This is a genomic window from Caulobacter sp. Root343 (genome assembly GCF_001425745.1).
Lineage (GTDB): Bacteria > Pseudomonadota > Alphaproteobacteria > Caulobacterales > Caulobacteraceae > Caulobacter.
The window spans coordinates 212,693-232,077 of the sequence record NZ_LMDF01000011.1 but is presented as its reverse complement, the minus strand read 5'-3'; the positions used below and the strand labels follow the sequence as shown (position 1 = coordinate 232,077).

Below are 19,385 nucleotides of genomic sequence, written 5' to 3'. Positions count from 1 at the left end.
GATCAGCCTACACTTACTTCTTGGCCTTGGGCGAGGTTTTGGCGGGCGCCTTTGTCGCAGGCTTGGCTGGAGCCTTGGCGGCCGCCTTGGGCGCGGCCGCGGCCTTGGCCGGAGCCTTGGCGACGGGCGCCTTGGCGGCGGCTTCGGCCTTCGGCTTGGCCGGCGCTTTCGCGGCCGGCTTCGGGGTGGCGGTCTTGGCCGGGGCCTTGGCCGGCGCGGCCGCCTTCGGAGCCGGCTTGGCGGCCACGGGCTTCGCCGCCGCCTTGGGCGCGGGAGCGGCCTTGGCTTTAGCAGCCGGGGCGGCTTTCGGAGCGGGCGGGGCCTTGGCGGCCGGCTTGGCCGTGGCCTTCGGCGTGGCGGCCTTCTCGGCGGCCGGCGCGGCGGGCTTGGCCGGAGCCTTGGCGGCCGGAACGGCCTTGGCGGGGGCGGCCTTCGGAGCCGCCGCCTTCGGGGCTGGCTTGGCGGCCGCGGGCTTCGCCGCCGCCTTGGGGGCGGGCGCGGCCTTGGCTTCCGTCTTCGGCTTGGCGGCGGCCTTGGCGGCCGGAGCCTTCTTCGGCGCAGGCGCGGGTTTGGCGGCCGGCGTCGCGGCGGCCGGGGCCGGCTCAGCGGCCTTCACCGGGGCAGGCGCCGGCGCCGGTTCAGGCGCCTTCACGGGCTCCGCCTTGGACGCTTCGGCCTTCGGGGCTTCGGCCTTGGGCGCTTCGGGTTTCGGCGCGGGCTCGGCGGCCGGCGTCAGTTTCTTGCCCGTCAACCAGGCGATCACGTCGTCGAGGATCTTCATCGTGTTTGGCTCGTCTATCAGGTAGTGGGCGTTGTTGGGATATTCGTTGTAGTCGGCATTCGCGTACTTCTTGCCGACCAGGCGGGTGTCCGAGGTCGGGGTCGTGCGGTCGAGAGCGCCGGCCAGCACCAGCACGGGCACGGTCACCTTGGCGGCGTCGACATGGGCGGTCTTGTGGGGATCCTTGGCGGGCCAGGCCAGATCGGCCAGCACCTGACCGCTGTCATAGACCATTGTCGCGTAAAGGTCGTCGTGGCGTGCGATCGGCACCGCGTTGACGACGCCGTACTTGAAGCCAGCCTTCCACATCTTGCCCGCCCGGGTCTCCGGCTTGCTCTGCAAGGCCAGGTTCAGGAAGGTGAAGACCGGCGAGAGCTTCGGCTTGCCGCGCGCGTCGGCGGGCGAGGCCGGGGCGAACAGAACCAGGCCCGCGGCGTGGCCGGCCTCGGCGATCTTCTGAGCGATCAGACCGCCCATCGAGTGGCCGACGACCAGCGGTTTCTTGCCGGTCTCCTTGGCCAGGGTCTGGGCCAGGGCGCTCATCTCGGCGACATAGTCGGCCAAGGTCAGGCCCGCCAGGCCGGCCCTGGGACCTTCGACGGTGCGCACCGCCGACCGGATGGTCGGGGCCACGACCCGATAGCCTTCGGCCTTCAGCCGCGCGGCGACAGGACCCCAGACGTCCCCCGCGCAGCCGTAGCCGTGAATCAACAGAACCGTTTCCGCCATTCCGTCTCCCCAGCGCGACGGGACCAGGATCAGCCCCTCCGCGCGAACCCCTGGAACGCGGCGACCACCGCTTCGTAGACCCCGCGCTTGAAGGGTACGATCAGTTCGGGCGTTTCGTCGAGCCTGCCCCACTTCCAGGCGTCGAACTCGACGTGCTCGTCCGCTTCCAGGTCGATCTCGGACTCCTCGCCGGTGAAGCGATAGGCGAACCAGACCTGCTTCTGGCCAAGCCAGCCGCGCGAGCGTTTTTCGTTGGCCAGGACCTCGGGCGGGAAGTCGTACGTAACCCAGCCTTCGGTGCGGCCCAGCAGTTCGACGGAAGTGACGCCGGTCTCCTCGGCCAGCTCGCGACGGGCGGCGGCCTCGAGGTCCTCGCCGTCGTCGACCCCGCCTTGCGGGAACTGCCAGTTGTAGGGCGGCGGCTGCTTGTTCCGGCGACCCAGCCAGACGCGGCCGTCCGGATGGAACAGGACGACGCCGACGTTCGGGCGATGCTGCGGATAGTCTAGCTCGGTCATGCCGAGCTCTTATCTCAGGAGACTTGCCGCTACGCCAGCCTAGCGGTGTGCGAGGGCCGAAGCGGGGGCCAGTTGCAGGCCGCGCGCCTGGAGGCCAGCGGCCCAGACGCCCACCTGGCTGATCGTCACCGGATAGGCGAAGCCCGAGCCCAGCGACTGGCCGCGACCGGCCGCGCCGTTCTCCAGCGCCCGCAGCTGAGCGTCGATGGCGCTGGCCGACAGCTCGTCGTCGATCACCCGGTCGGCCGAGGCGCGCGGGATCGGACCGCCGCGGCGCGACGCCAGCCCGTCGTCGACGAAGGCCAGGCCTCGCGCCTTCAGCACGGCGTTGAAGGTGTTCATCGCCTGGTCGTTCTCGACGAAGCGGGCGCCCAGATAGTTCGACAGGCCGAAATAGCCGGTGGCGCGCGACATCAGCCATTCCAGCTTGCGCACGGTGTCTTCCGGCCGGTTGGCGGCGATCAGGGTGTAGGGGCCCGGATCATTGGCCGGATAGTCGGCCGGCTCCATCGGCGTCTCCAGCAGGACCTCGTGGCCGTGGGCGCGAGCCAGGTCGATCCAGCCCTGCAGGCCGTCGGCATAGGGCGCGAACGACAGGGTGATCTCGCCCGGCAGGGTCTCGATCGCCGCGCGGGTGGTCTGGGCGTTGAGGCCCAGGCCGCCGATGACCACCGACACCTTGGGGCGGCCATTGGGCGTGAAAGGACGGGCATAGGCCTCGGCGGCCGTCCGGCCGTCGGCGGCGATGATCGGCAGTGGGCCGCCGCCGGGACCGGGGGCGGTCAGGTCGGCGATCGGCGCCTGGGCCAGGCCCGGACCCTGTTGGATCGGCGGCAGGACCTGCAGGCCGTCCATCGGCGGCGTCTCGCCTCCAATGCCGGTGGTCGAGGGGGCGAACGGATGGCTCGACAGGTCCAGCTGCCCCGGGACCAGGCTGGCCTCGTGCGCGCTCTCGGCGCCCAGCGCCTCGCGCCAGCCGTCGGGGATGTTCTTGGTGGCGCCGATCTTGGTCAGCGGCAGGCGAATCACCGGCGAGCCGGCGTGCGGGTCGCTGGTGATCAAGACGAGCGTCGCCAGCGAAGCCAGGAACAGGCAGGCCGCGCCGCTGGCGCTGATATAGGGATTGGCCACCGCCGCCATCAGCTTGGCGCGCAGCTCGCCCGACCCGCCCGAAGCGGGCGCGGCGGCGGCGTAGGCGGGCTTGCGCGAGAAGGTGACGGCCATGACCGCGAGGCTAGCGGATCAGGGCCGAACATATGGTTAACAAGACGTGTCGCGCGCCGCGTGGCGGTGCGGCGCGGCGACGCGGTCAGGCCTGCTCGCGCACCGCCTGGGCCAGACGGCGGATCGCCTCGTCGATCCGCATGGCCTCGACCTGGCCGAAGCCCAGGACCAGGCCCGGCGGCGAGGCCGCCCCGGCGGCGTAGACGTCCAGACCATCGACCGCCACTCCCAGGGCCGAGGCCCGCTGGACCACGCCGCGTGCGTCGATCGGCGGCCGCAGCAAGGCCGTGATGTGCAGGCCGGCCAGGGCGGGGATGGGCTCCAGCAGGTCTTCGGCGTGCGCGGTCAGGGCGGCCAGCAGCACGACCCGGCGCTCGGCGTAGATCCGCCGCATCTTGCGCACGTGACGGGCCAGGTGACCCTCGGCGATAAAGGCGGCCAGGGTGGCGTGCTCGATGGCCGGACCGTGCCAGTCGCTGCGCTCGCGGGCCGCTGTCAGGGTGGCGCGGGCCCGTTCCGGCGCGACGACGAAGCCGATGCGCAGGGCCGGCAGCAGGCTCTGGGAGAAGGTGCCGACATAGACCACCCGGCCGTCACGATCCTGGGCGCGCAGGGTCGGCTGCGGCGGACCCTCGAAGCGGAACTCGCCGCCATAGTCGTCCTCGACGATCAGGGTCTCGTTTCGCGCGGCATAGGCCAGCAGCGCCTCGCGACGAGCCGGCGAGAGCGGGGCGCCCAGCGGGTACTGCTGCGAGGGGGTGACGCAAACCAGGGCCGAGCCTTCCGGCAGGGCCTCGACGACCAGGCCCTCGCGGTCGACCGGGACGGCGACCACCCTGGCCCCGGCGGCCGCGAAGGCCTCGCGCGCGGCGGGATAGCCGGGATCCTCGACCACCACGGTCCGGCCGGCCGCGACCAGGGTGCGGGCGACCAGGTCGAAGGCCTGCTGGGCGCCGACCGTGACGACGATGTCCTCGGGCGTACAGGCCAGGGCGCGGGCGAAGGACAGGTGGCCGGCTATGGCCTCGCGCAGCGCGGGATGGCCGGCGGGCTCGCGGTAGTTCGTCGTCGTGCGGCTGAAGCGGCGCAGCGCGCGGCCCGTGAGCCGCCCCCAGATGTCGAACGGAAAGCTGGCGGTGTCGGGCCGCCCGGGGCGCAGGTTGAACAGCGCCTCCGCCCGCGGGCTCGCGCAAGGTTCCGGAGACGGCTTCGGCGCCGCGCCAGCCACGAAGGTCCCCGCGCCGGGCCGCGAGACGATGTGGCCCTCGCTCAGCAGCAGGTCGTAGACCGCCATGGCGGTGTTGCGCGAGACGCCCAGCTGCTCGGCCAGGGCCCGGCTGGCGGGCAGCTGGACGCCGGCGGCCAGGCGACCGTCCAGGATCGCCGCCTTCAGCTGGGCGTGCAGCCGCTGGCGCACGTCGCGCGATCCGGCGGGCGGCAGTTGCAGCGCGAGTTCCAGCACGACGCTCATCGCCGCCTTTGTGCGCGCGGGCGCGCGCCAGCTCAAGTCACGCCCCAATGGCGCCCCGAGGTTCGCCGGGATTGGCTCTCGTCCGCATTGCCCGGCGGTCGCAGAACCGTGGCGGCAGAGGAGGAACCTCATGAAGCGATCGATCGTAATGGGCCTGCTGGCCGCCGTGGCGCTGGCCGCGCCGGCCCGGGCCGACCAGGACAACGTCAAGCTCAAGGCCGGCCAGGACCTCTCCGGCCTGCACGCCTTCGACCTGCGGGTCGGCAAGTGGACCGCCACGCACCGTCGCCTGAAGGAGCGCCTGGTGGGCGACACCCGCTGGGAGACGTTCACCGGCGAGCAGGTCTGGTGGAAGACGCTGAACGGCCAGGGCAACGCCGACGACAATCTGCTGCGCCTGCCGGACGGCGACTATTGGGGCTTCACCACGCGAGCCTATGACCCGGCGACGGGCGAGTGGGCGATCTGGTGGTTGGACGCCCGCCGGCCGGGCGTGATCGACGTTCCGGTCAAGGGCAAGTTCGTCAACGGCGTCGGGACCTTCTACGCCGACGACACCCTGCGCGGAAAGCCGATCAAGATGCGGTTCACCTGGTCGGGCATCACCGCGACCACGGCCCACTGGGAGCAGGCCTTCTCGCCCGACGGCGGCAAGACCTGGGAGGTCAACTGGTACACCGACTTCCAGAAGGCCGATTGAGCATGAGCCTGGACCTCTGTCGGCGGGACCTGCTGGGTCTCGCCTTGACCACACCGGCCCTGATCGCCGCCCGCGAAGCCTTCGCGGCCGAGACGCCGCCGTCGAGCGCGCGCGGCTCGATCCACGATTTCGACTTCTTCCTCGGCGCGTGGACTGTTCGTCACCGCCGGCTGCGCAAGCGGCTGGCGGGGGACGCCGACTGGGAAGAGTTCAGCGGGATGACAAGATGCCAGAGCCTCCTGGGCGGCGTCGTGAACCTCAACGAGAGCCTGGCCCGCCGCGAGACCGGGCCCACCGCTGGCCTCGGCCTGCGGGCTTATGACGCCAGGACCGACACCTGGGCCGACTGGTATCTGAGCGCCGCCAATCCGCACACGATCGACACGCCCGGCATCGGACGGTTCGTGGGCGGCGTGGGGACCTTCCTGTCCGACGATAGCTTCGAGGGACGGCCGATCAAGGTGCGCGGCCAGTTCCGCTCGCTGTCGCCGATGGAGGCCCAATGGGAGCAGGCCTTTTCGCCGGACGGCGGGGCGACCTGGGAGACCAACTGGATCATGCGCTACAGCAAGGTGGCCGGATGATCGTGCATCGCGCCCTGCCGGCCGACCTCGACTTGGTCGCGCCGCTGTTCGACCGCTATCGCCAGTTCTACGGCAAGCCGTCCGACCTCGAGCGCGCCCGCCGCTTCCTGGGCGAGCGTCTGCGGAACGGCGAGTCGGTGGTGTTCCTGGCCGTCGAGGGGGAGACGGCGATCGGTTTCGTCCAACTCTATCCCGGCTTCTCGTCGATCGGGACCTCGCGGACCTTCGTCCTGAACGACCTCTATGTGGAGGCCGACCACCGACGGACCGGCGCGGGACGGGCCCTGGTCGAGGCGGCGGTCGCCCACGCCCGCCGGGTCGGCGCGGCCGGGCTGTCGCTGGTCACCGGGGTCGAGAACCGATCGGCCCAGGCGCTCTACGAAGGGCTTGGCTGGACCCGCGAGACGGCCTTCGTCGAGTACGGCCTGGCGCTGGCCTCAGCGGCTGGGAACGGGGACCTCGAAGATGTCCATCCGACCCAGGCCCAGGGCCGGGCAATAGGCTGAGTAGAAGAAGACTTCGGGCCGGCGCGGATCGATCGCCGGCCCGTTGTTGATCTCGGCCGAGCAGTTGACCGGCGCGGCCAGGGCCCGCCGGCCCGTGAACCTCCCGTCGGCGCCGCGCCGGGCGACGTGCAGCAGCACGCCGGTCTCGGCCTTCAGGTCGCCCGAGGCGAAGACCAGACTTTTCCCGCCAGCCAGCAGGGCGGCGTCGAAGTCGTCCTTGGGGCCGTTGACGCCGGGGCCGAGGTTGCGGACCGGCGCGTCTCCGGCCAGGTCGCCCTCGAACAGGTCCTGGCCGCCAGCCCCGCCGTGGCCGTTCGAGGAGAAGATCAGCTTGCCGTCGTTGGTGGGACTCGGCGCCCACTCGTCGCCGGCGGTGTTGAAGCGCGGACCGAGATTTCGTGGCGTCCCGAAGGCCAGGGTTCCGGGATCCCGTTCGACCGCCCACAGGTCGTCGCCGCCCGCGCCGCCGGGCCGGTTGGAGAAGAAGTAGACGGTGCGGCCGTCCGGTGAGAAGGCGGGGTCGAACTCGTTGGCGGGCGTGTCGAACGCTACCGGCGCGGGCTTGGACCATCCTTCACTTTCCCGACACGTCTGCAGGATCTTCCAGTCGCCCTGGGTGGTGATCGACCCCCACAGGATGCAGCGCCCGTCGGGGCTGAAGGCGGGGCGGACCTCGGTGGCCGGGGTGTCGACGATCCCGGGTAGCAACGGTTTGGGGGCGGTCGCGGCCAGGGCGAGGGCGGCGAGAATGGACAGGGACATGCGCTCTCCCGGAACGGTGTTCGGGGACCATAGCGGTGAAGCCGCCGCCGGCCAGGACAGAATTGCGGACATGAAAAACGCCGCCCCGGTTTCCCGGAGCGGCGCTGATCTTCAGTCAGGCGAGACGCCCTACTTGGTCTCGGTGACCGGCGTCTTGTTGGCCGCCGCGGCCGCCTTGGCGGTGACCTCGGCGATCTTGGCGGCGGGCTTGGGCAGCTTCGGCGTGGCGGCGACCGAACCGGCCTTCAGCACGGCGATGGCCCGCTGCAGCTGGAAGTCGTCCTTCTTGTCGTCGAAACCGGTCGGCGGCGCCTCGGCCGGGGTGTGGACGCCCAGGCGGGTCTTGCCCTCGTCGGCATTCAGCGCGTTCTTGAAGCTGGCTTCGCTGAACCAGACGCGGTTAGCGATGTCCTGGGCCTGGTCGCGGGTCTGGGCGACCTCGAGGTCCGGGGCGATGCCGGTCTTCTGGATCGAGCGGCCCGACGGCGTGAAGTAGCGGGCCGTGGTCAGCTTCAGAGCGCCGTCGGCCCCGCCGCGCAGCGGGATCACGGTCTGGACCGAACCCTTGCCGAAGCTGGTCAGGCCGACCAGTTCGGCGCGATGGCGATCCTGCAGCGCGCCGGCGACGATTTCCGCCGCCGAGGCCGAGCCCTGGTTGATCAGCACGACCAACTTCATGCCGTTCAGCAGGTCGCCGGGGCGGGCGTTGTAGCGCTGGATGTTGCGCGGGTCGCGGCCGCGCTGGCTGACCACCTCGCCGCCGTCCAGGAACACGTCGGCCACGCCGACCGCCTGGTCCAGCAGGCCGCCGGGATTGTTGCGCAGGTCGAGGATCAGGCCCTTCATCTGCGGGTTCTTGGTCTTCAGCTCGTTGATCGAGCTGACCAGGGCGTCGGTGGCCTTCTCGTTGAAACCGGGCAGGCGGACATAGCCGTAGTCGCCTTCCATCTTGGCGATGGCGGCCTTGGGCTTGATGACTTCGCGGACCAGTTTCACGTCGAACGGATCGGTCTTGTCGCGGGCGATGGTCAGGGTGACCGCTTCGCCGGCCACGCCGCGCATCTGCTTGACGGCTTCGGTGACGGTCAGGCCCAGGACGCTCTGGCCGTTGACGGCGGTGATGTAGTCGCCGGCCTGGATGCCCGCGCGCGAGGCCGGGGTGCCGTCCATCGGCGAGATCACCTTGACCACGCCGTCCTCGCTGGTGACCTCGATGCCGAGGCCGCCATATTCACCGCGGGTGGTGTCCTGCATGTCCTCGTAGCTGTCGGGCGACAGGTAGCCCGAGTGCGGGTCGAGGCTGGTCAGCATGCCGTCCAGCGCCGCCTCGATCAGCTTCTTGTCGTCGACCTCGGTGACGTACTGGTCCTCGACCGTGCCCAGCACGTCGCCGAAGAGCTCCAGCATCTTGTAGGTCTTGGTCTTGGGGGCGTTGTTCGCCTGGGCGATGGGACTGACATAGGCCATGGCCCCCGCGCCGAGGACGAAGGCCGAAACTCCGATGAGCAGATACTTGCGCATTAAGGCCCAGAAGGCTCCCTGGCGGCGCGTGGCGCCGCTTTCGATTGTTTAGCCCCGTCCAACCCCAGAGCGCGTTGAACGCGCTCCAACTTTGGATCTAGAGCCTGTTGATCGGGTTCAGATGGAAACATCAGAACCCGACAGGCTCTAGCAGTAGCCGTTGGTATAATTACGGCCACCATTACCGAAAAAGTCGTCTACCGCGACTCCTGTTTGAGCCAGCGTTCCGGGTCCGCCGGCGCGCCGTTCTCACGGACCTCGAGATAGAGTTCCGGATCAGAAGATACATGATCCGGCATCTTCCCGATGGGGGCGCCGGCCGCGACAGATTGTCCGGGTGAGGCGGTGATCTGATCCAGGCCGGCCAGGACCACGTGATAGGCGCCTTGTGACCGCAGGATGAGCACCGCGCCCCAGCCGTTCAGCGCGCCGGCATATTCGACGATTCCGGCGGCGGGGGCGTTGACCGTGAGGCCCTTGCCGGTGCGCAGGGTCAGGCCGGGCGACCGGCCGCCGGCCGGCATCTCCTGGCCGAAGCGGCGGACGATGGCCCCGACCGCCGGCGCGCGGAGGGTGAGAGGGCCGGTCGGCTCGACCCGGCCATCCCCGTGCGTGTTCAGGCCGTCGGTCAGGGCGCCCAGGGTGCGCAGTTCGTTATCCTGGGTCAGGGCTTCCTGGGCGTAGGCGCGTTCCAGCTGGGTCTTCTCGATGATCAGCCGCTCGATCTCGCCCTTGCGGTCGGCGACCACGCTCTCGGCGGTGAACAGCTCGGCCGAGGCGGCGGCGGCCTCGCGGCGCAGGGTTCCGACGGCCGTGGCTTGGCGAGCATAGGCGTCGGCGCGATGTTGCAGCTCCGGGGTCATGGCGCGGATCAGGATCGCCGCCCGCACCGCGTCGCGGGCGTTGGCGGGCGAGACCAGCAGGGCCGGCGGCGGATCGCGGCGGAACAGCTGCAGGGCCGACAGCAGCAGCGACAGCCGCTGCCGGTTGCGGCCCAGCTCGGCCAGGATCGAGCGCTCGCGGGCGTTCAGGGCCTCCAGCCGGGCGCGCTTGGCGCCGACGTCCGTCCCGGCGGAGATGCGGGCATGGTCCAGGCGGTCCAGCTCGGCCCGCAGGTCCTGGATCTCGCGGCGGGTGTCGGCGGCGGTCTGGCGGTCCCTCGCGCGCTGGGCTTCGATCGCCCGATCGGCGCGCTGCCAGCCGACCACGGCCGTGGGAACGGCGAGGGCGGCGACGAGAAGGCCAATGACCAGGGGGCGGCGAAGCATCGCGACCTTATTGCCCTAGTCGCGGTGGTAGGGCGAGCCCGAGAGGATGGTGGCGGCGCGATAGATCTGTTCGGCCAGCATCGCCCGGGCCAGGGCGTGCGGCCAGGTCTGCGGCCCGAAGGCCATGCTCTCGTTGGCAGTGGACAGGATTGAAGGATCCAGGCCGTCGGCCCCGCCGATCAGGAAGACGACTCGTCGCGTCCCGTCGTCGCGCAGCTTGGCGAGATGATCGGCGAAGACGCGGCTCTTGTGGACCTTGCCGTGCTCGTCGCAGGCGATGACGTGGGCGCCCTCCAGGTGCGGGCGGAGCACCTCGGCCTCGGCGGCCTTGCCGGGCTTGCGGGCCTCGACCTCCAGGATCTCGACCGGCCCGAGCGCCAGGGCGCGGCCCGAGGCGGTGGCGCGGGACGCGTAGTCGAGCGCCAGCTGCGCCTCGACCATGCGGCCCAGCTTCCCAACGGTGAGGACGGTGATTTTCATGGGCAAGCGTGGCAGCCGAAAGTGTGAGCGGTTTTGGCGCCCGCCACGCGCCAGGTCTCAAAAGCGCTCAAGGCCGCCGACCCTTTCAGGACGGCGGCCGAGCACGAGAGATCAGTTCGCCGCGGTGCGGTGCGGGGCGTCGACCGCCCAGATCTTCTCGATGTTGTAGAAGCTGCGCACCTCGGGGCGGAACAGGTGGATGACGACGTCGCCGGCGTCGATCAGCACCCAGTCGCAGTGCGGCAGGCCTTCGACCCGCGCCTTGCCGTAGCCGTTTTCCTTCAGCGCCCGCAGCAGGTGATCGGCCAAAGCGCCGACGTGACGGTGCGAACGGCCGGACGCCACGATTAGGCTGTCGGCGACCGAGCTCTTGTCCGTCAGGTCGATGTGGACGATGTCCTGCGCCTTGTCGTCGTCCAGGCGGGTCAGGATAAGGCGCTCCAGCGCCTTGATGTCGAGGGCCGGACTCAGGCCCGGCGTTTCAATCGAGGACTCGGCGCCGGCCGGTCCCTCGTGCGCACTGTGCGCGATGTCGCTACGCAGCGTCATGCTCCTTATGGGGTCGCTGTGGATAACCTCCATAGCATGGAATTGAGGAAAAGGTGAGGGGGCGCGCCAGAAAGGGCGCCGGCGCGTCGATTCGACCGAGCGCTTGAGGCGTTCGGGCAACGCTGAAAAGCTTGGCTTTTAGCCTTTTTGCCTCGATCGCATGGCGGTGGAGGACGCGAAATTCAGCGGTCCGGTCAGATAGACCCAGGCCGGCGCGGTGGCGTCCGGCAGCTTGGCGGCGGCGCTGGCGGGCCAGCGGGCGAAGGCGAAACGGCGGGCGGCGGGCGAGGTGCGGGCCTTCAGCGCCGCCCACGGCCGCGAGATCACCGCCACCGGGACCTCGCGCATGATCTGGGTCCAGCCGCGCCAGCGGTGGAAGGTGGCCAGGCTGTCGGCGCCCATCACCCAGACGAACTTCACGCCCGGAAAACGCGCCCGCAGCACCCGCAGGGTGTCGATCGTATATTGCGAGCCCAGGCGGGTCTCGGCGTCGGAGACGATCATCCCCGAGCCGCGCGCCCAGCGACGGGCCTCGGCCAGGCGCTCGGCCAGCGGGCGGGTCTCGTGGGCGGACTTCAGCGGGTTCTGCGGCGACACCAGCCAGAGGACGCGGTCCAGCTCCAGCCGGCGCATGGCCGTCTCGGCGACGTGGGCGTGGCCCTCGTGCGCCGGGTTGAAGCTGCCGCCGAACAGGCCGACGCGCATCCCGGGCTCCAGGTGGAACCCGAGGCGCTGGGCGTTGGGCCGACCGGCCTCAGGGACGAGTCTGGCCGGTCCCGCGAACCACATATTTGAACGTCGTCAGTTGCTCGGCCCCGACCGGGCCGCGGGCATGAAGCTTGTCTGTGGCGATGCCGATCTCGGCCCCGAAGCCGAACTCGCCGCCGTCGGCGAACTGGGTCGAGGCGTTGACCAGCACGATGGCGCTGTCGACCTCGCTCACGAAGGCGTCGGCGGCGGCCGCGTCCTCGGTGACGATGGCGTCGGTGTGGCCCGAGCCGTAGGCGGCGATGTGCGCCGCCGCGCCGGCCACGCCGTCGACCACGGCCACGGCCAGGATCGGGGCCAGATATTCGGTGGTCCAGTCCTGCGCCGTCGCCTTCCTCATGGTCGGCTCGATGGCCCGGGCCGTCGCGTCGCCGCGCAGCTCGCAGCCGGCCTTGATCAGGGCGTCGGCGATCGGCGGCAGCAGGCGCTCGGCGGCGGCCTTGTCGACCAGCAGGGTCTCTGCCGCGCCACAGACCGACACCCGGCGCAGCTTGGCGTTGACGACGATGTCCACGGCTTTCTTCGGATCGGCGGCCGCGTGGACGAACACGTGGTTCAGGCCCTCGAGGTGGCCCAGCACCGGGGCGCGGGCCTCGGCCTGGACGCGGGCGACCAGGCTCTTGCCGCCGCGCGGGATGATCAGGTCGATGGCCTTGTCGAGGCCCGAGAGGATCGCGCCGACGGCGGCGCGGTCGGACGTCTTCACCGCCTGGACGGCGGCGGCGGGCAGGCCGGCGCTCTTGAGGCCGCGCTCGATCGCCGCGTGGATGGCGAGGTTGGAGTGGATGCACTCCGAGCCGCCGCGCAGGATCACCGCATTGCCCGAGCGCACGCACAGCGCCGCCGCGTCGGCGGTCACGTTCGGGCGGCTCTCATAGATCATGGCGATCACGCCGATCGGGGTGCGGACGCGGCTGATGTCCAGACCGTTGGGCCGGGTCCAGCGCGCGGTGGCCACGCCGATCGGGTCGGCAATGGCGGCCACGGCCTCGACGCCGGCGGCGACGCCCTCCAGGCGCGCCTCGTCCAGCAGCAGGCGCTCCTGCATCGGCGCGGTCAGGCCGTTGGCGCCGGCGCGGGCCAGGTCCTTGGCGTTGGCGGCCAGGATCGCGGCGGCGTCCTCGCGGATCGCGGCGGCCATGGCCCGGATGGCGGCGGTGCGCTGCTCTGGCGTGGCCAGGCGCAGAGCGCGCGCGCCCTCGCGGGCCGTCCGGCCCATCCCCGCCATCGTCGCCTGGAGGCTCGCGCCCGCGTCGTCCATCTTCCTGGTCCCTGGTAAGTTATGCTCAGGTTGAGGCTTACCTAGGCGCTTTCAGGGCCGGATGAAACGGCTTTCGTCTGAAAGCGGAGGGAGTTTGCCTGGGGTTGGGTCAACCGCGACCATGGCTTCGCCGCTTCACGCGGCTTGCCGCTGAAGGTGTGTGGGGAGGCGACGGAGCGGCCGGGCGAACCCGGATGACCGTGGGTGTTTGTGTGTTTCGGCTCGCTTACCGCTCCGCCAGGCTGTTCTCTGCCGTGAGGACGGCGGGCGTGAGCGTTGTCTGCTCGGGCCTCCGCTACCCCCGGACGGGCGTGGACCAACTGGATCGGCTACTCCGTCTCCAGCTCGGCGATCCACGATAGGCGGCTTGTACGATCACCGCCCTGTCGTTTCGCCGCTCGGCCTTGTCCCGACAAGTCCGTCACCCACGTGCGCTCCTAAAGAGTAAGCCACGTGGCCTGACGAGCCAGCCGGGGACCTAACGGCGACCCCGCTCAGCCTATCCCCATCGCCGCTTCGGGCCGGATCCAAGCGCCCTCCCCTTGCGACGGGGACAGCGATGATTGTGCNCCTGACGAGCCAGCCGGGGACCTAACGGCGACCCCGCTCAGCCTATCCCCATCGCCGCTTCGGGCCGGATCCAAGCGCCCTCCCCTTGCGACGGGGACAGCGATGATTGTGGGGTGGTTTTGAACGCGGATCATTCAGGAGCGCGTAAAAGTTGGAAGTCTTTGATTTCGCTGGGTTCGATCTCACGAACGCCGGGGATACAGCGCGCCCAATCCCCGTACTTCCTTCTCCCCTTGCGGGAGAAGGTGTCGCCGGAGGCGACGGATGAGGGGTCGATAGTCCTGTCGGCCTGGCGCCCAGCATCCACCGCTTCAGCAGCGTCTCCGTCCATCAACCCCTCACCCGACCCGCTTCGCGGGCCACCCTCTCCCGCAAGGGGAGAGGGAATTGTGCGGGGAGAAGGAGCCCTCCTTACATCTCACGGCGAGACGATCGCAGGGCTGATCAGGTCACTCAAGGACCGCCTCCGGCGGCCGCGCGCGGCGACGCGAAGCGTCGTCCTTGACTGACCTGATCAGCCCTGCACGCTGCAGCCTCCAAGAGATGTAAGGATCGCACCCGACCCGGGAGGTCGGCTTGCGACCCTAGTCGGACCTCACCGCCATGGCCTAACTTGATCTCATGTCCGATCTCCACCGATCAGAGCACCGGCTCTTCGAAGCGCTCATTCAAGCCGATGGCGCGTTGAAAGCCACGGTTGAAGAGAACCGCGATGACGCCGGTGAGCTTCTTGAGTACCCGTATCTCGGTGACGTGGCGTCTTACGTGGCCGGCCTCGCAAATTCCGCCGAAGGGCAGGGATCGTTGAACGCGATCCTAGCGGCATTGGAAGATGCCTTGGATGGCGACGAACACGTCACAAATCTCGTCTGCGTAGGCTTTCTAGAGATGCTGAAGGCTAACGGCGGCCTAGCGACGGTGCGCGCGAGGTTCGGGCCAAGGCTGGGGTTTTGGGCCGATACGGTCTGACCCGACTTGGACCGCTCCCCACCCTGAGCGGCCGTTCCCAACGCCCACTTCACCACCACGGACCTGGCCAACCGGACAACGGCCGCGCTTGAGCTGAATGATCGCCGTCAGCTCAATCCGAGCGTCTGGTTCATCGAGCGCCACTTTACGCGCGCCGGGATCGCGTCGTGTTGAAGGAACGCGACGACGGTCGTCGAGCCGTTGATCCAGCGAAGCTAACGGGCGCAAGGTCCCCTTCCCACCCGTTGCTGACTTCGAGCGGACCGGCTTCCGGCCACTCCATTGACCGGATCAGGTCGGATCTCGATCTTCGAGTTCACCCAGCTGGCGTTGATGCTCCAGGGAGATTCGGCGCGCACCAATCATGTTTCGTAGCCGCTCAGGGGTGAGCTGATAGTAGCCTTCCAGTGAGGTCCAGACTTGTCCTTCAGAAACTTCGAAGGCTCTGTATCGGCACTCAAGCGCCTCCATCTCCGCCAGCGCTTCCGCAAAGATCTCCGCAAACGGCGGGGTCTGCCGATCAAACAGATTGCGCGTCACCACGGGCTGGCCGTGCTCGATTGATCTTCGCACCTCGAGGAGGCTCAACGAGAAGCGCTTTGAGAGAACGCTAAGACACCTTGCTCGGTGCGGGCCCAGGTCGTCGACCAATAAGACTGCTATTGGCATAGTCGCCGCTCGCTACCGTAAGGCCCGAGCCTAACAGATGACCTGGCCGCCGCCTGCCAATATCCGCAACCCACTCGTTGCTGACCTAGCGCCCCGTCCCCTTACGCCTCATCCCAGGCGTACGCCTTGTCCAGCCAGTCCCCCAGCCGCCCGTCCGGCCGCGCCAGGCCGTGGATGCGGGTCATCTCCTCGTCCGTCAGGCTGAAGTCGAGGATGTCGAAGTTCTCCGCGATCCGGGCCGGGTTGCTGGTGCGCGGGATGGCGATGACGCCCTGCTGGACCAGCCAGCGCAGAGTGACCTGGCCGGGGGTCTTGCCGTGGGCGCGGCCGATCTCGATCAGGGTCGGGTCCTGGGCGACCTTGCCCTGGGCCAGGGGCGACCAGGCGGTGATCGAGGTTCCCAAGGCGTGGGCCTTGGCGATCAGGGTCTTCAGCGACAGGTAGGGATGGTACTCGACCTGGTCGGTGGCGATCGGGGCCTCCGACAGTTGGGCGGTCTCTTCCAGCAGCGCCGAGGGGAAGTTCGACAGGCCGATGGCGCGGGTCAGGCCGCGCGAACGCACCTCGTTCAGGGCCTTCAGGGTCTGGGCCAGCGGCACGTCGGGCTTGGGCCAGTGGAGCAGCAGCAGGTCGACATGGTCGACGCCCAGCTTTTCCAGGCTCTTCTCGGCCGAGCGCTGCAGGTCCCCGTCCGCGAAATGGTCGATCCAGACCTTGGTGGTCAGGAAGATCTCGTCGCGCTTGATCCCGCTGTTCCGGATCGCCGCCCCGACGTCGCGCTCGTTGCGATAGATCTGGGCGGTGTCGATATGGCGGTAGCCGACCTCCAGGGCCTTCTCGACCAGGGGGACGGCGGTCCCGTTGTCCAGCTGCCAGGTGCCGAAGCCCAGGGCGGGCATCAGGACGTCGCCCGAACGGACGGCGGGAACGAGCTTGGACATGGGCGACTCCGAGAAAGCGGTCAGGCCGATATAGGCGCTGGGCGAACCAGCGCCACCTTGGCCCGAACGCGCGAGAGGGCGACGAAGACCAACGCGACAGCCGCGAAGGCCAGACTCATCTCGATCATGGTCAGCACCACGGCCGGATAGCCGCGCTTGGTGACGTTCATGAACGGGTACGGATAGAAGCCCGACAGCGCGCCGTGCACCAGGGTCCAGGCGCCGAACAGGGCCGGGAAGGCCATGGCCTTGGCCGCCGCGATCCACCGCGCCTCGCCCTGGCCGCCGCGCAGGGCCAGGTCGATCAGGAAGGCGATCGGCGTGATCGTGTGCAGGATGGTGTTGGACACCACCCGCAGGCCTTCCAGCTTCCACAGGCCTTCCAGCAGCAGGTGGTAGACCACCGCGGTGATGGTCAGATAGGTGGCGATCGCGGCGCGGGGGCCGCTCTGCTCGGCCCAGATCGCGAAACGACTGGCCGGCGCGACCAGGGGCGCGGTCAGGGCGGCGGCGGCCAGCATGTTCGACAGCACGGTGAAGTAGCTGAAGAACTCGACCGACTTCACGGCCGCCGAGACCAGCGTCTCGTCATAGACCATCAGGCCGTACTGCAGGACGGGGCCGAGGCACGCGATGGCGGCGATCAGGATGCGCCAAGCTTTCATGGGGTCTCCGTCGGATGGGTCTCGTCCCAGGCTCTCAGCACCTTCTTCGGCGCCGTGGCCCGCCACTGGCGGGTAATGAGCCGCTCGACCGTGCCGGCATGGGCGCGGGGCAGGCGGACCAGGACATAGGGATAGTTCTTGAAGTGGTCGGTGAAGTGGAAGGTCTCCGGCTCGGCCTCGACCAGCATCTCGCGCTCGTCGAACGGCACGCCGGGACAGACCAAGCTTTCGCCGTCCTCGAACAGGCGGGTCAGGAACTTGCCGTGCGCCTTCAGGCAGGGGCGGCCATAGGCGGTCCCGTCCTCGACGCCGGGCAGGCGAAAGGCGAAGGCGCGGACGTCTTCGTAGGTCATCGGCGGGCGCCATGGGCAAGAGCTTCGCAGCGGGACTATATGAGCAGGATGGACTCCGACAACACCCTGAAGACTCCCGTCCTGGTGCTGGGCGCCACCAGCCTGATCGGCCGCCACCTGCTGGAGCGGCTGAAGGCCGAGGACCTCGACCCGTTCGCCATCAGCCGCCGGCCGCCGGCGGGCGAGGCCTGCTGGCTGGACGGCGACCTCAAGGACCCGCATCTGGCCGACCACCTGCCGGCCGTGGCCACGGTGTTCTCGCTGTCGCCGATCTGGCTGCTGCCCGCCGCCCTGCCGGCCCTGAAGGCCCGGGGCATGGTCCGGCTGATCGCCTTTTCCTCGACCAGCCGCTTCACCAAGGCCGACTCTCCGGACGCTGGCGAGCGGTCGGTGGCGCTGGAGCTGGCGGGGGCGGAAAAGGCGGTCGAGACCTGGTGCGTCGAGCACGGCGTCGCCTGGACCCTCCTGCGGCCGACCCTGATCTATGACGAGGGCCATGACGGCAATGTCAGCCGCATCGCCCGCCTGGTGCAGCGCTTCCACGTCATGCCGCTGTCGGGGCGAGGCGAGGGCCTGCGCCAGCCGGTCCACGCCGCCGACCTCGCCGCCGGCGCCCTGGCCGCGGCTCACGCGCCGGCCACGAAGAACCGGGCCTACGACCTGGTGGGCGGCGAAACGGTGACCTATCGCGTGATGGTCGATCGGATCTTCGAAGGCCTGGGCAAGCGGCCGCGCAGCCTGCCGATGCCGGCCTGGCTGTTCGCCCTGATCATGCGCCTGGCCAAGCCGTTCTATCCCGGCGCGACCACGGCCATGGGGACGCGGATGGGCCAGGACCTGACGTTCGATTCAGCGGAGGCGGTCAGGGATTTCGGGTGGTCGCCGCGGGATTTTCATCCTCGCTTCTGACCCCTCTCCCCTTGCGGGAGAGGGTGGCCCGCGCAGCGGGTCGGGTGAGGGGTTGATGGACGGGGACGCTGCTGAGGCGGTGACGCCGGGCGCCAAGCCGATAGGGCTATCGGCCCCTCATCCGTCGGCTGCGCCGCCACCTTCTCCCGCAAGGGGAGAAGGGAGATCACTCTACATCCGCCAGCACCATGGCGAACGGCGTCAGCGCCCCGTCCTGTTCGACATAGCCGCTGACCAGCTTGCGGTCGGGCGACAGGGCGCCCAGGTCGATCTCCTCGCTGGGGAACACCACGATGCGGCGGTCGCCGACGCAGACCACCAGCTCGTAGCCGTCGAACGACCGGCGCGACATCGCCTTGATGTATGAATAGTAGGGCTCGCGGCGCCAGGCGGCTGGCTTGCCGGGGTCGACGACCAAGTTCAGCCGCTTGCCGTCGCGGTCCGAGTACATCACGAAGCCGGCCTTGTCGGGCCGCCAGTCGTCGCCGAGCTTCTCGGACGTCAGCCACAGGCAGTGGAAGCCCCGGCAGGCGGCCGGCCGGTGTTCGTAGAAACCGCAGCCGCCGCCCTTCTTGAAGTGCGAGCACCAGACGCCGTCGGCCTTGTCCAAGGCCTCGATCGCCAGCACCTTGCAGCACAGGCCGCAGGAGCCGCAGGCCTTGCCGGGGGCAGGAGCGGGCGGGAGTTCGAGCACGGTCTCGCTCATCATGCGGCCCCCCGCACCAAACCGAGGTCGATGTCACGGTCGGCGCGGACCTCGAAGGCGCGCTGGCCGACCAGCACGTTCAGGGTCAGGCCGTCGACGGCGCCGCGCGCGGCCCAGGCGCGCAGGGTGGCGTGATAGGGCGCCTTGCGCCAGGCGTCGGGGCTGGCCGGATCGACCTCGACCACCATGCGGCGGCCCTGGTCCTCGCGGTGCAGGACGAACCGCGCCCGGTCGGGCCGCCAGTCCTCGCCCAGGCCCTCGCTCTTCAGCCAGTAGCAGGCGAAGTCGGCGCAGGCTCGGGGGCGGTCAACGTAGATGGCGCAGCCCGCGCCCTTGCGGAAATGACCGCACCAGGCGTGGGGCGGCTTGGCCAGCGCCTCCACGCCCATCAGCTTGCAGCACAGGCCGCAATCGCCGCAGCTCTTCTCGCCCATGTCCCGCCCCGTCGGGTTCGATCGTCAGGAGGCGGACATTAGCGAGG

At 69.7% G+C, this 19,385-nt stretch carries 22 protein-coding genes; 5 read left to right on the top strand and 17 right to left on the bottom strand.

Annotated elements, in window-relative coordinates:
* Positions 1-13 precede the first annotated feature (13 nt).
* The 4 genes from ASC70_RS22905 to ASC70_RS22890 form a co-directional block, all read right to left on the bottom strand.
* Entirely contained in the window at positions 14-1,510 is a 1,497-nt protein-coding gene (locus ASC70_RS22905; protein WP_056055094.1) for an alpha/beta hydrolase, read from the bottom strand.
* 29 nt (positions 1,511-1,539) lie between these two features.
* Positions 1,540-2,028, bottom strand: coding sequence for an RNA pyrophosphohydrolase (locus ASC70_RS22900; RefSeq protein ID WP_056055091.1), 489 nt, complete (start codon positions 2,026-2,028; stop codon positions 1,540-1,542).
* Between the two features lie 39 nt (positions 2,029-2,067).
* Positions 2,068-3,252, bottom strand: a complete 1,185-nt coding sequence (locus tag ASC70_RS22895) for a divergent polysaccharide deacetylase family protein (RefSeq protein WP_056055089.1) — start codon at positions 3,250-3,252, stop codon at positions 2,068-2,070.
* An 85-nt stretch (positions 3,253-3,337) separates the two neighbouring features.
* Complete coding sequence (locus ASC70_RS22890; protein WP_056055087.1) at positions 3,338-4,723, bottom strand: PLP-dependent aminotransferase family protein; 1,386 nt, start codon at positions 4,721-4,723, stop codon at positions 3,338-3,340.
* A 130-nt stretch (positions 4,724-4,853) separates the two neighbouring features.
* On the opposite strand from ASC70_RS22890, the gene ASC70_RS22885 reads away from it, so the two are divergent.
* Genes ASC70_RS22885 through ASC70_RS22875 form a run of 3 tightly spaced genes read left to right on the top strand, consistent with a single transcriptional unit; the run spans position 4,854 to position 6,513 of the window.
* Positions 4,854-5,423, top strand: a complete 570-nt coding sequence (locus tag ASC70_RS22885; protein WP_200939253.1) for a DUF1579 domain-containing protein — start codon at positions 4,854-4,856, stop codon at positions 5,421-5,423.
* A 2-nt stretch (positions 5,424-5,425) separates the two neighbouring features.
* On the top strand, positions 5,426-6,007 hold the full coding sequence (locus ASC70_RS22880) for a hypothetical protein (RefSeq protein WP_056055086.1): 582 nt from the start codon (positions 5,426-5,428) through the stop codon (positions 6,005-6,007).
* Positions 6,004-6,513 (top strand): GNAT family N-acetyltransferase, encoded by a 510-nt coding sequence (locus ASC70_RS22875; protein ID WP_082539914.1) that lies wholly within the window; start codon positions 6,004-6,006, stop codon positions 6,511-6,513. The genes ASC70_RS22880 and ASC70_RS22875 overlap by 4 nt, the downstream gene beginning before the upstream one ends.
* Here ASC70_RS22875 and ASC70_RS22870 read toward each other — a convergent pair.
* The 7 genes from ASC70_RS22870 to ASC70_RS22840 form a co-directional block, all read right to left on the bottom strand.
* Entirely contained in the window at positions 6,445-7,275 is an 831-nt protein-coding gene (locus ASC70_RS22870) for a PD40 domain-containing protein (protein WP_056055083.1), read from the bottom strand. The genes ASC70_RS22875 and ASC70_RS22870 overlap by 69 nt on opposite strands.
* A gap of 129 nt (positions 7,276-7,404) precedes the next feature.
* Complete coding sequence (locus ASC70_RS22865; protein WP_056055081.1) at positions 7,405-8,796, bottom strand: S41 family peptidase; 1,392 nt, start codon at positions 8,794-8,796, stop codon at positions 7,405-7,407.
* Between the two features lie 197 nt (positions 8,797-8,993).
* On the bottom strand, positions 8,994-10,064 hold the full coding sequence (locus ASC70_RS22860) for a murein hydrolase activator EnvC (protein WP_056055078.1): 1,071 nt from the start codon (positions 10,062-10,064) through the stop codon (positions 8,994-8,996).
* Positions 10,065-10,079: 15 nt separating this feature from the next.
* Positions 10,080-10,544: a 23S rRNA (pseudouridine(1915)-N(3))-methyltransferase RlmH gene (rlmH, locus tag ASC70_RS22855; RefSeq protein ID WP_056055075.1), complete on the bottom strand. Its 465-nt coding sequence runs from the start codon at positions 10,542-10,544 to the stop codon at positions 10,080-10,082.
* 111 nt (positions 10,545-10,655) lie between these two features.
* Positions 10,656-11,087 (bottom strand): ribosome silencing factor, encoded by a 432-nt coding sequence (gene rsfS / locus ASC70_RS22850; protein ID WP_162247260.1) that lies wholly within the window; start codon positions 11,085-11,087, stop codon positions 10,656-10,658.
* A gap of 144 nt (positions 11,088-11,231) precedes the next feature.
* Positions 11,232-11,882 carry a nicotinate-nucleotide adenylyltransferase gene (locus tag ASC70_RS22845; protein WP_056055071.1) on the bottom strand — a complete coding sequence of 217 codons (651 nt, stop codon included), beginning with the start codon at positions 11,880-11,882 and terminating at the stop codon, positions 11,232-11,234.
* Positions 11,848-13,122 (bottom strand): glutamate-5-semialdehyde dehydrogenase, encoded by a 1,275-nt coding sequence (locus tag ASC70_RS22840; protein ID WP_056055068.1) that lies wholly within the window; start codon positions 13,120-13,122, stop codon positions 11,848-11,850. Before ASC70_RS22840 ends, ASC70_RS22845 begins: the two co-directional genes overlap by 35 nt.
* Before the next feature lie 1,191 nt (positions 13,123-14,313).
* Between ASC70_RS22840 and ASC70_RS22835 the strand changes: the two genes are divergently transcribed.
* Positions 14,314-14,661 (top strand): hypothetical protein, encoded by a 348-nt coding sequence (locus ASC70_RS22835; protein WP_056055066.1) that lies wholly within the window; start codon positions 14,314-14,316, stop codon positions 14,659-14,661.
* A 291-nt stretch (positions 14,662-14,952) separates the two neighbouring features.
* Here the strand turns inward: ASC70_RS22835 and ASC70_RS22830 are convergent, their stop codons facing one another.
* From ASC70_RS22830 to ASC70_RS22815, 4 genes are all read right to left on the bottom strand, one after another.
* Entirely contained in the window at positions 14,953-15,201 is a 249-nt protein-coding gene (locus ASC70_RS22830) for a hypothetical protein (protein ID WP_156400879.1), read from the bottom strand.
* Between the two features lie 230 nt (positions 15,202-15,431).
* Positions 15,432-16,271, bottom strand: coding sequence for an aldo/keto reductase (locus ASC70_RS22825; protein ID WP_056055060.1), 840 nt, complete (start codon positions 16,269-16,271; stop codon positions 15,432-15,434).
* Positions 16,272-16,291: 20 nt separating this feature from the next.
* Positions 16,292-16,936, bottom strand: coding sequence for a Pr6Pr family membrane protein (locus ASC70_RS22820; RefSeq protein WP_056055057.1), 645 nt, complete (start codon positions 16,934-16,936; stop codon positions 16,292-16,294).
* Positions 16,933-17,289 carry an MmcQ/YjbR family DNA-binding protein gene (locus ASC70_RS22815; RefSeq protein WP_047411962.1) on the bottom strand — a complete coding sequence of 119 codons (357 nt, stop codon included), beginning with the start codon at positions 17,287-17,289 and terminating at the stop codon, positions 16,933-16,935. Before ASC70_RS22815 ends, ASC70_RS22820 begins: the two co-directional genes overlap by 4 nt.
* Before the next feature lie 48 nt (positions 17,290-17,337).
* On the opposite strand from ASC70_RS22815, the gene ASC70_RS22810 reads away from it, so the two are divergent.
* Positions 17,338-18,198 carry an NAD(P)-dependent oxidoreductase gene (locus tag ASC70_RS22810; RefSeq protein WP_056055054.1) on the top strand — a complete coding sequence of 287 codons (861 nt, stop codon included), beginning with the start codon at positions 17,338-17,340 and terminating at the stop codon, positions 18,196-18,198.
* A gap of 166 nt (positions 18,199-18,364) precedes the next feature.
* Here the strand turns inward: ASC70_RS22810 and ASC70_RS22805 are convergent, their stop codons facing one another.
* Both ASC70_RS22805 and ASC70_RS22800 read right to left on the bottom strand, forming a co-directional pair.
* Positions 18,365-18,907: a YkgJ family cysteine cluster protein gene (locus ASC70_RS22805; protein WP_235519583.1), complete on the bottom strand. Its 543-nt coding sequence runs from the start codon at positions 18,905-18,907 to the stop codon at positions 18,365-18,367.
* On the bottom strand, positions 18,904-19,338 hold the full coding sequence (locus ASC70_RS22800) for a hypothetical protein (RefSeq protein WP_056055049.1): 435 nt from the start codon (positions 19,336-19,338) through the stop codon (positions 18,904-18,906). Before ASC70_RS22800 ends, ASC70_RS22805 begins: the two co-directional genes overlap by 4 nt.
* Between the last annotated feature and the right edge of the window lie 47 nt (positions 19,339-19,385).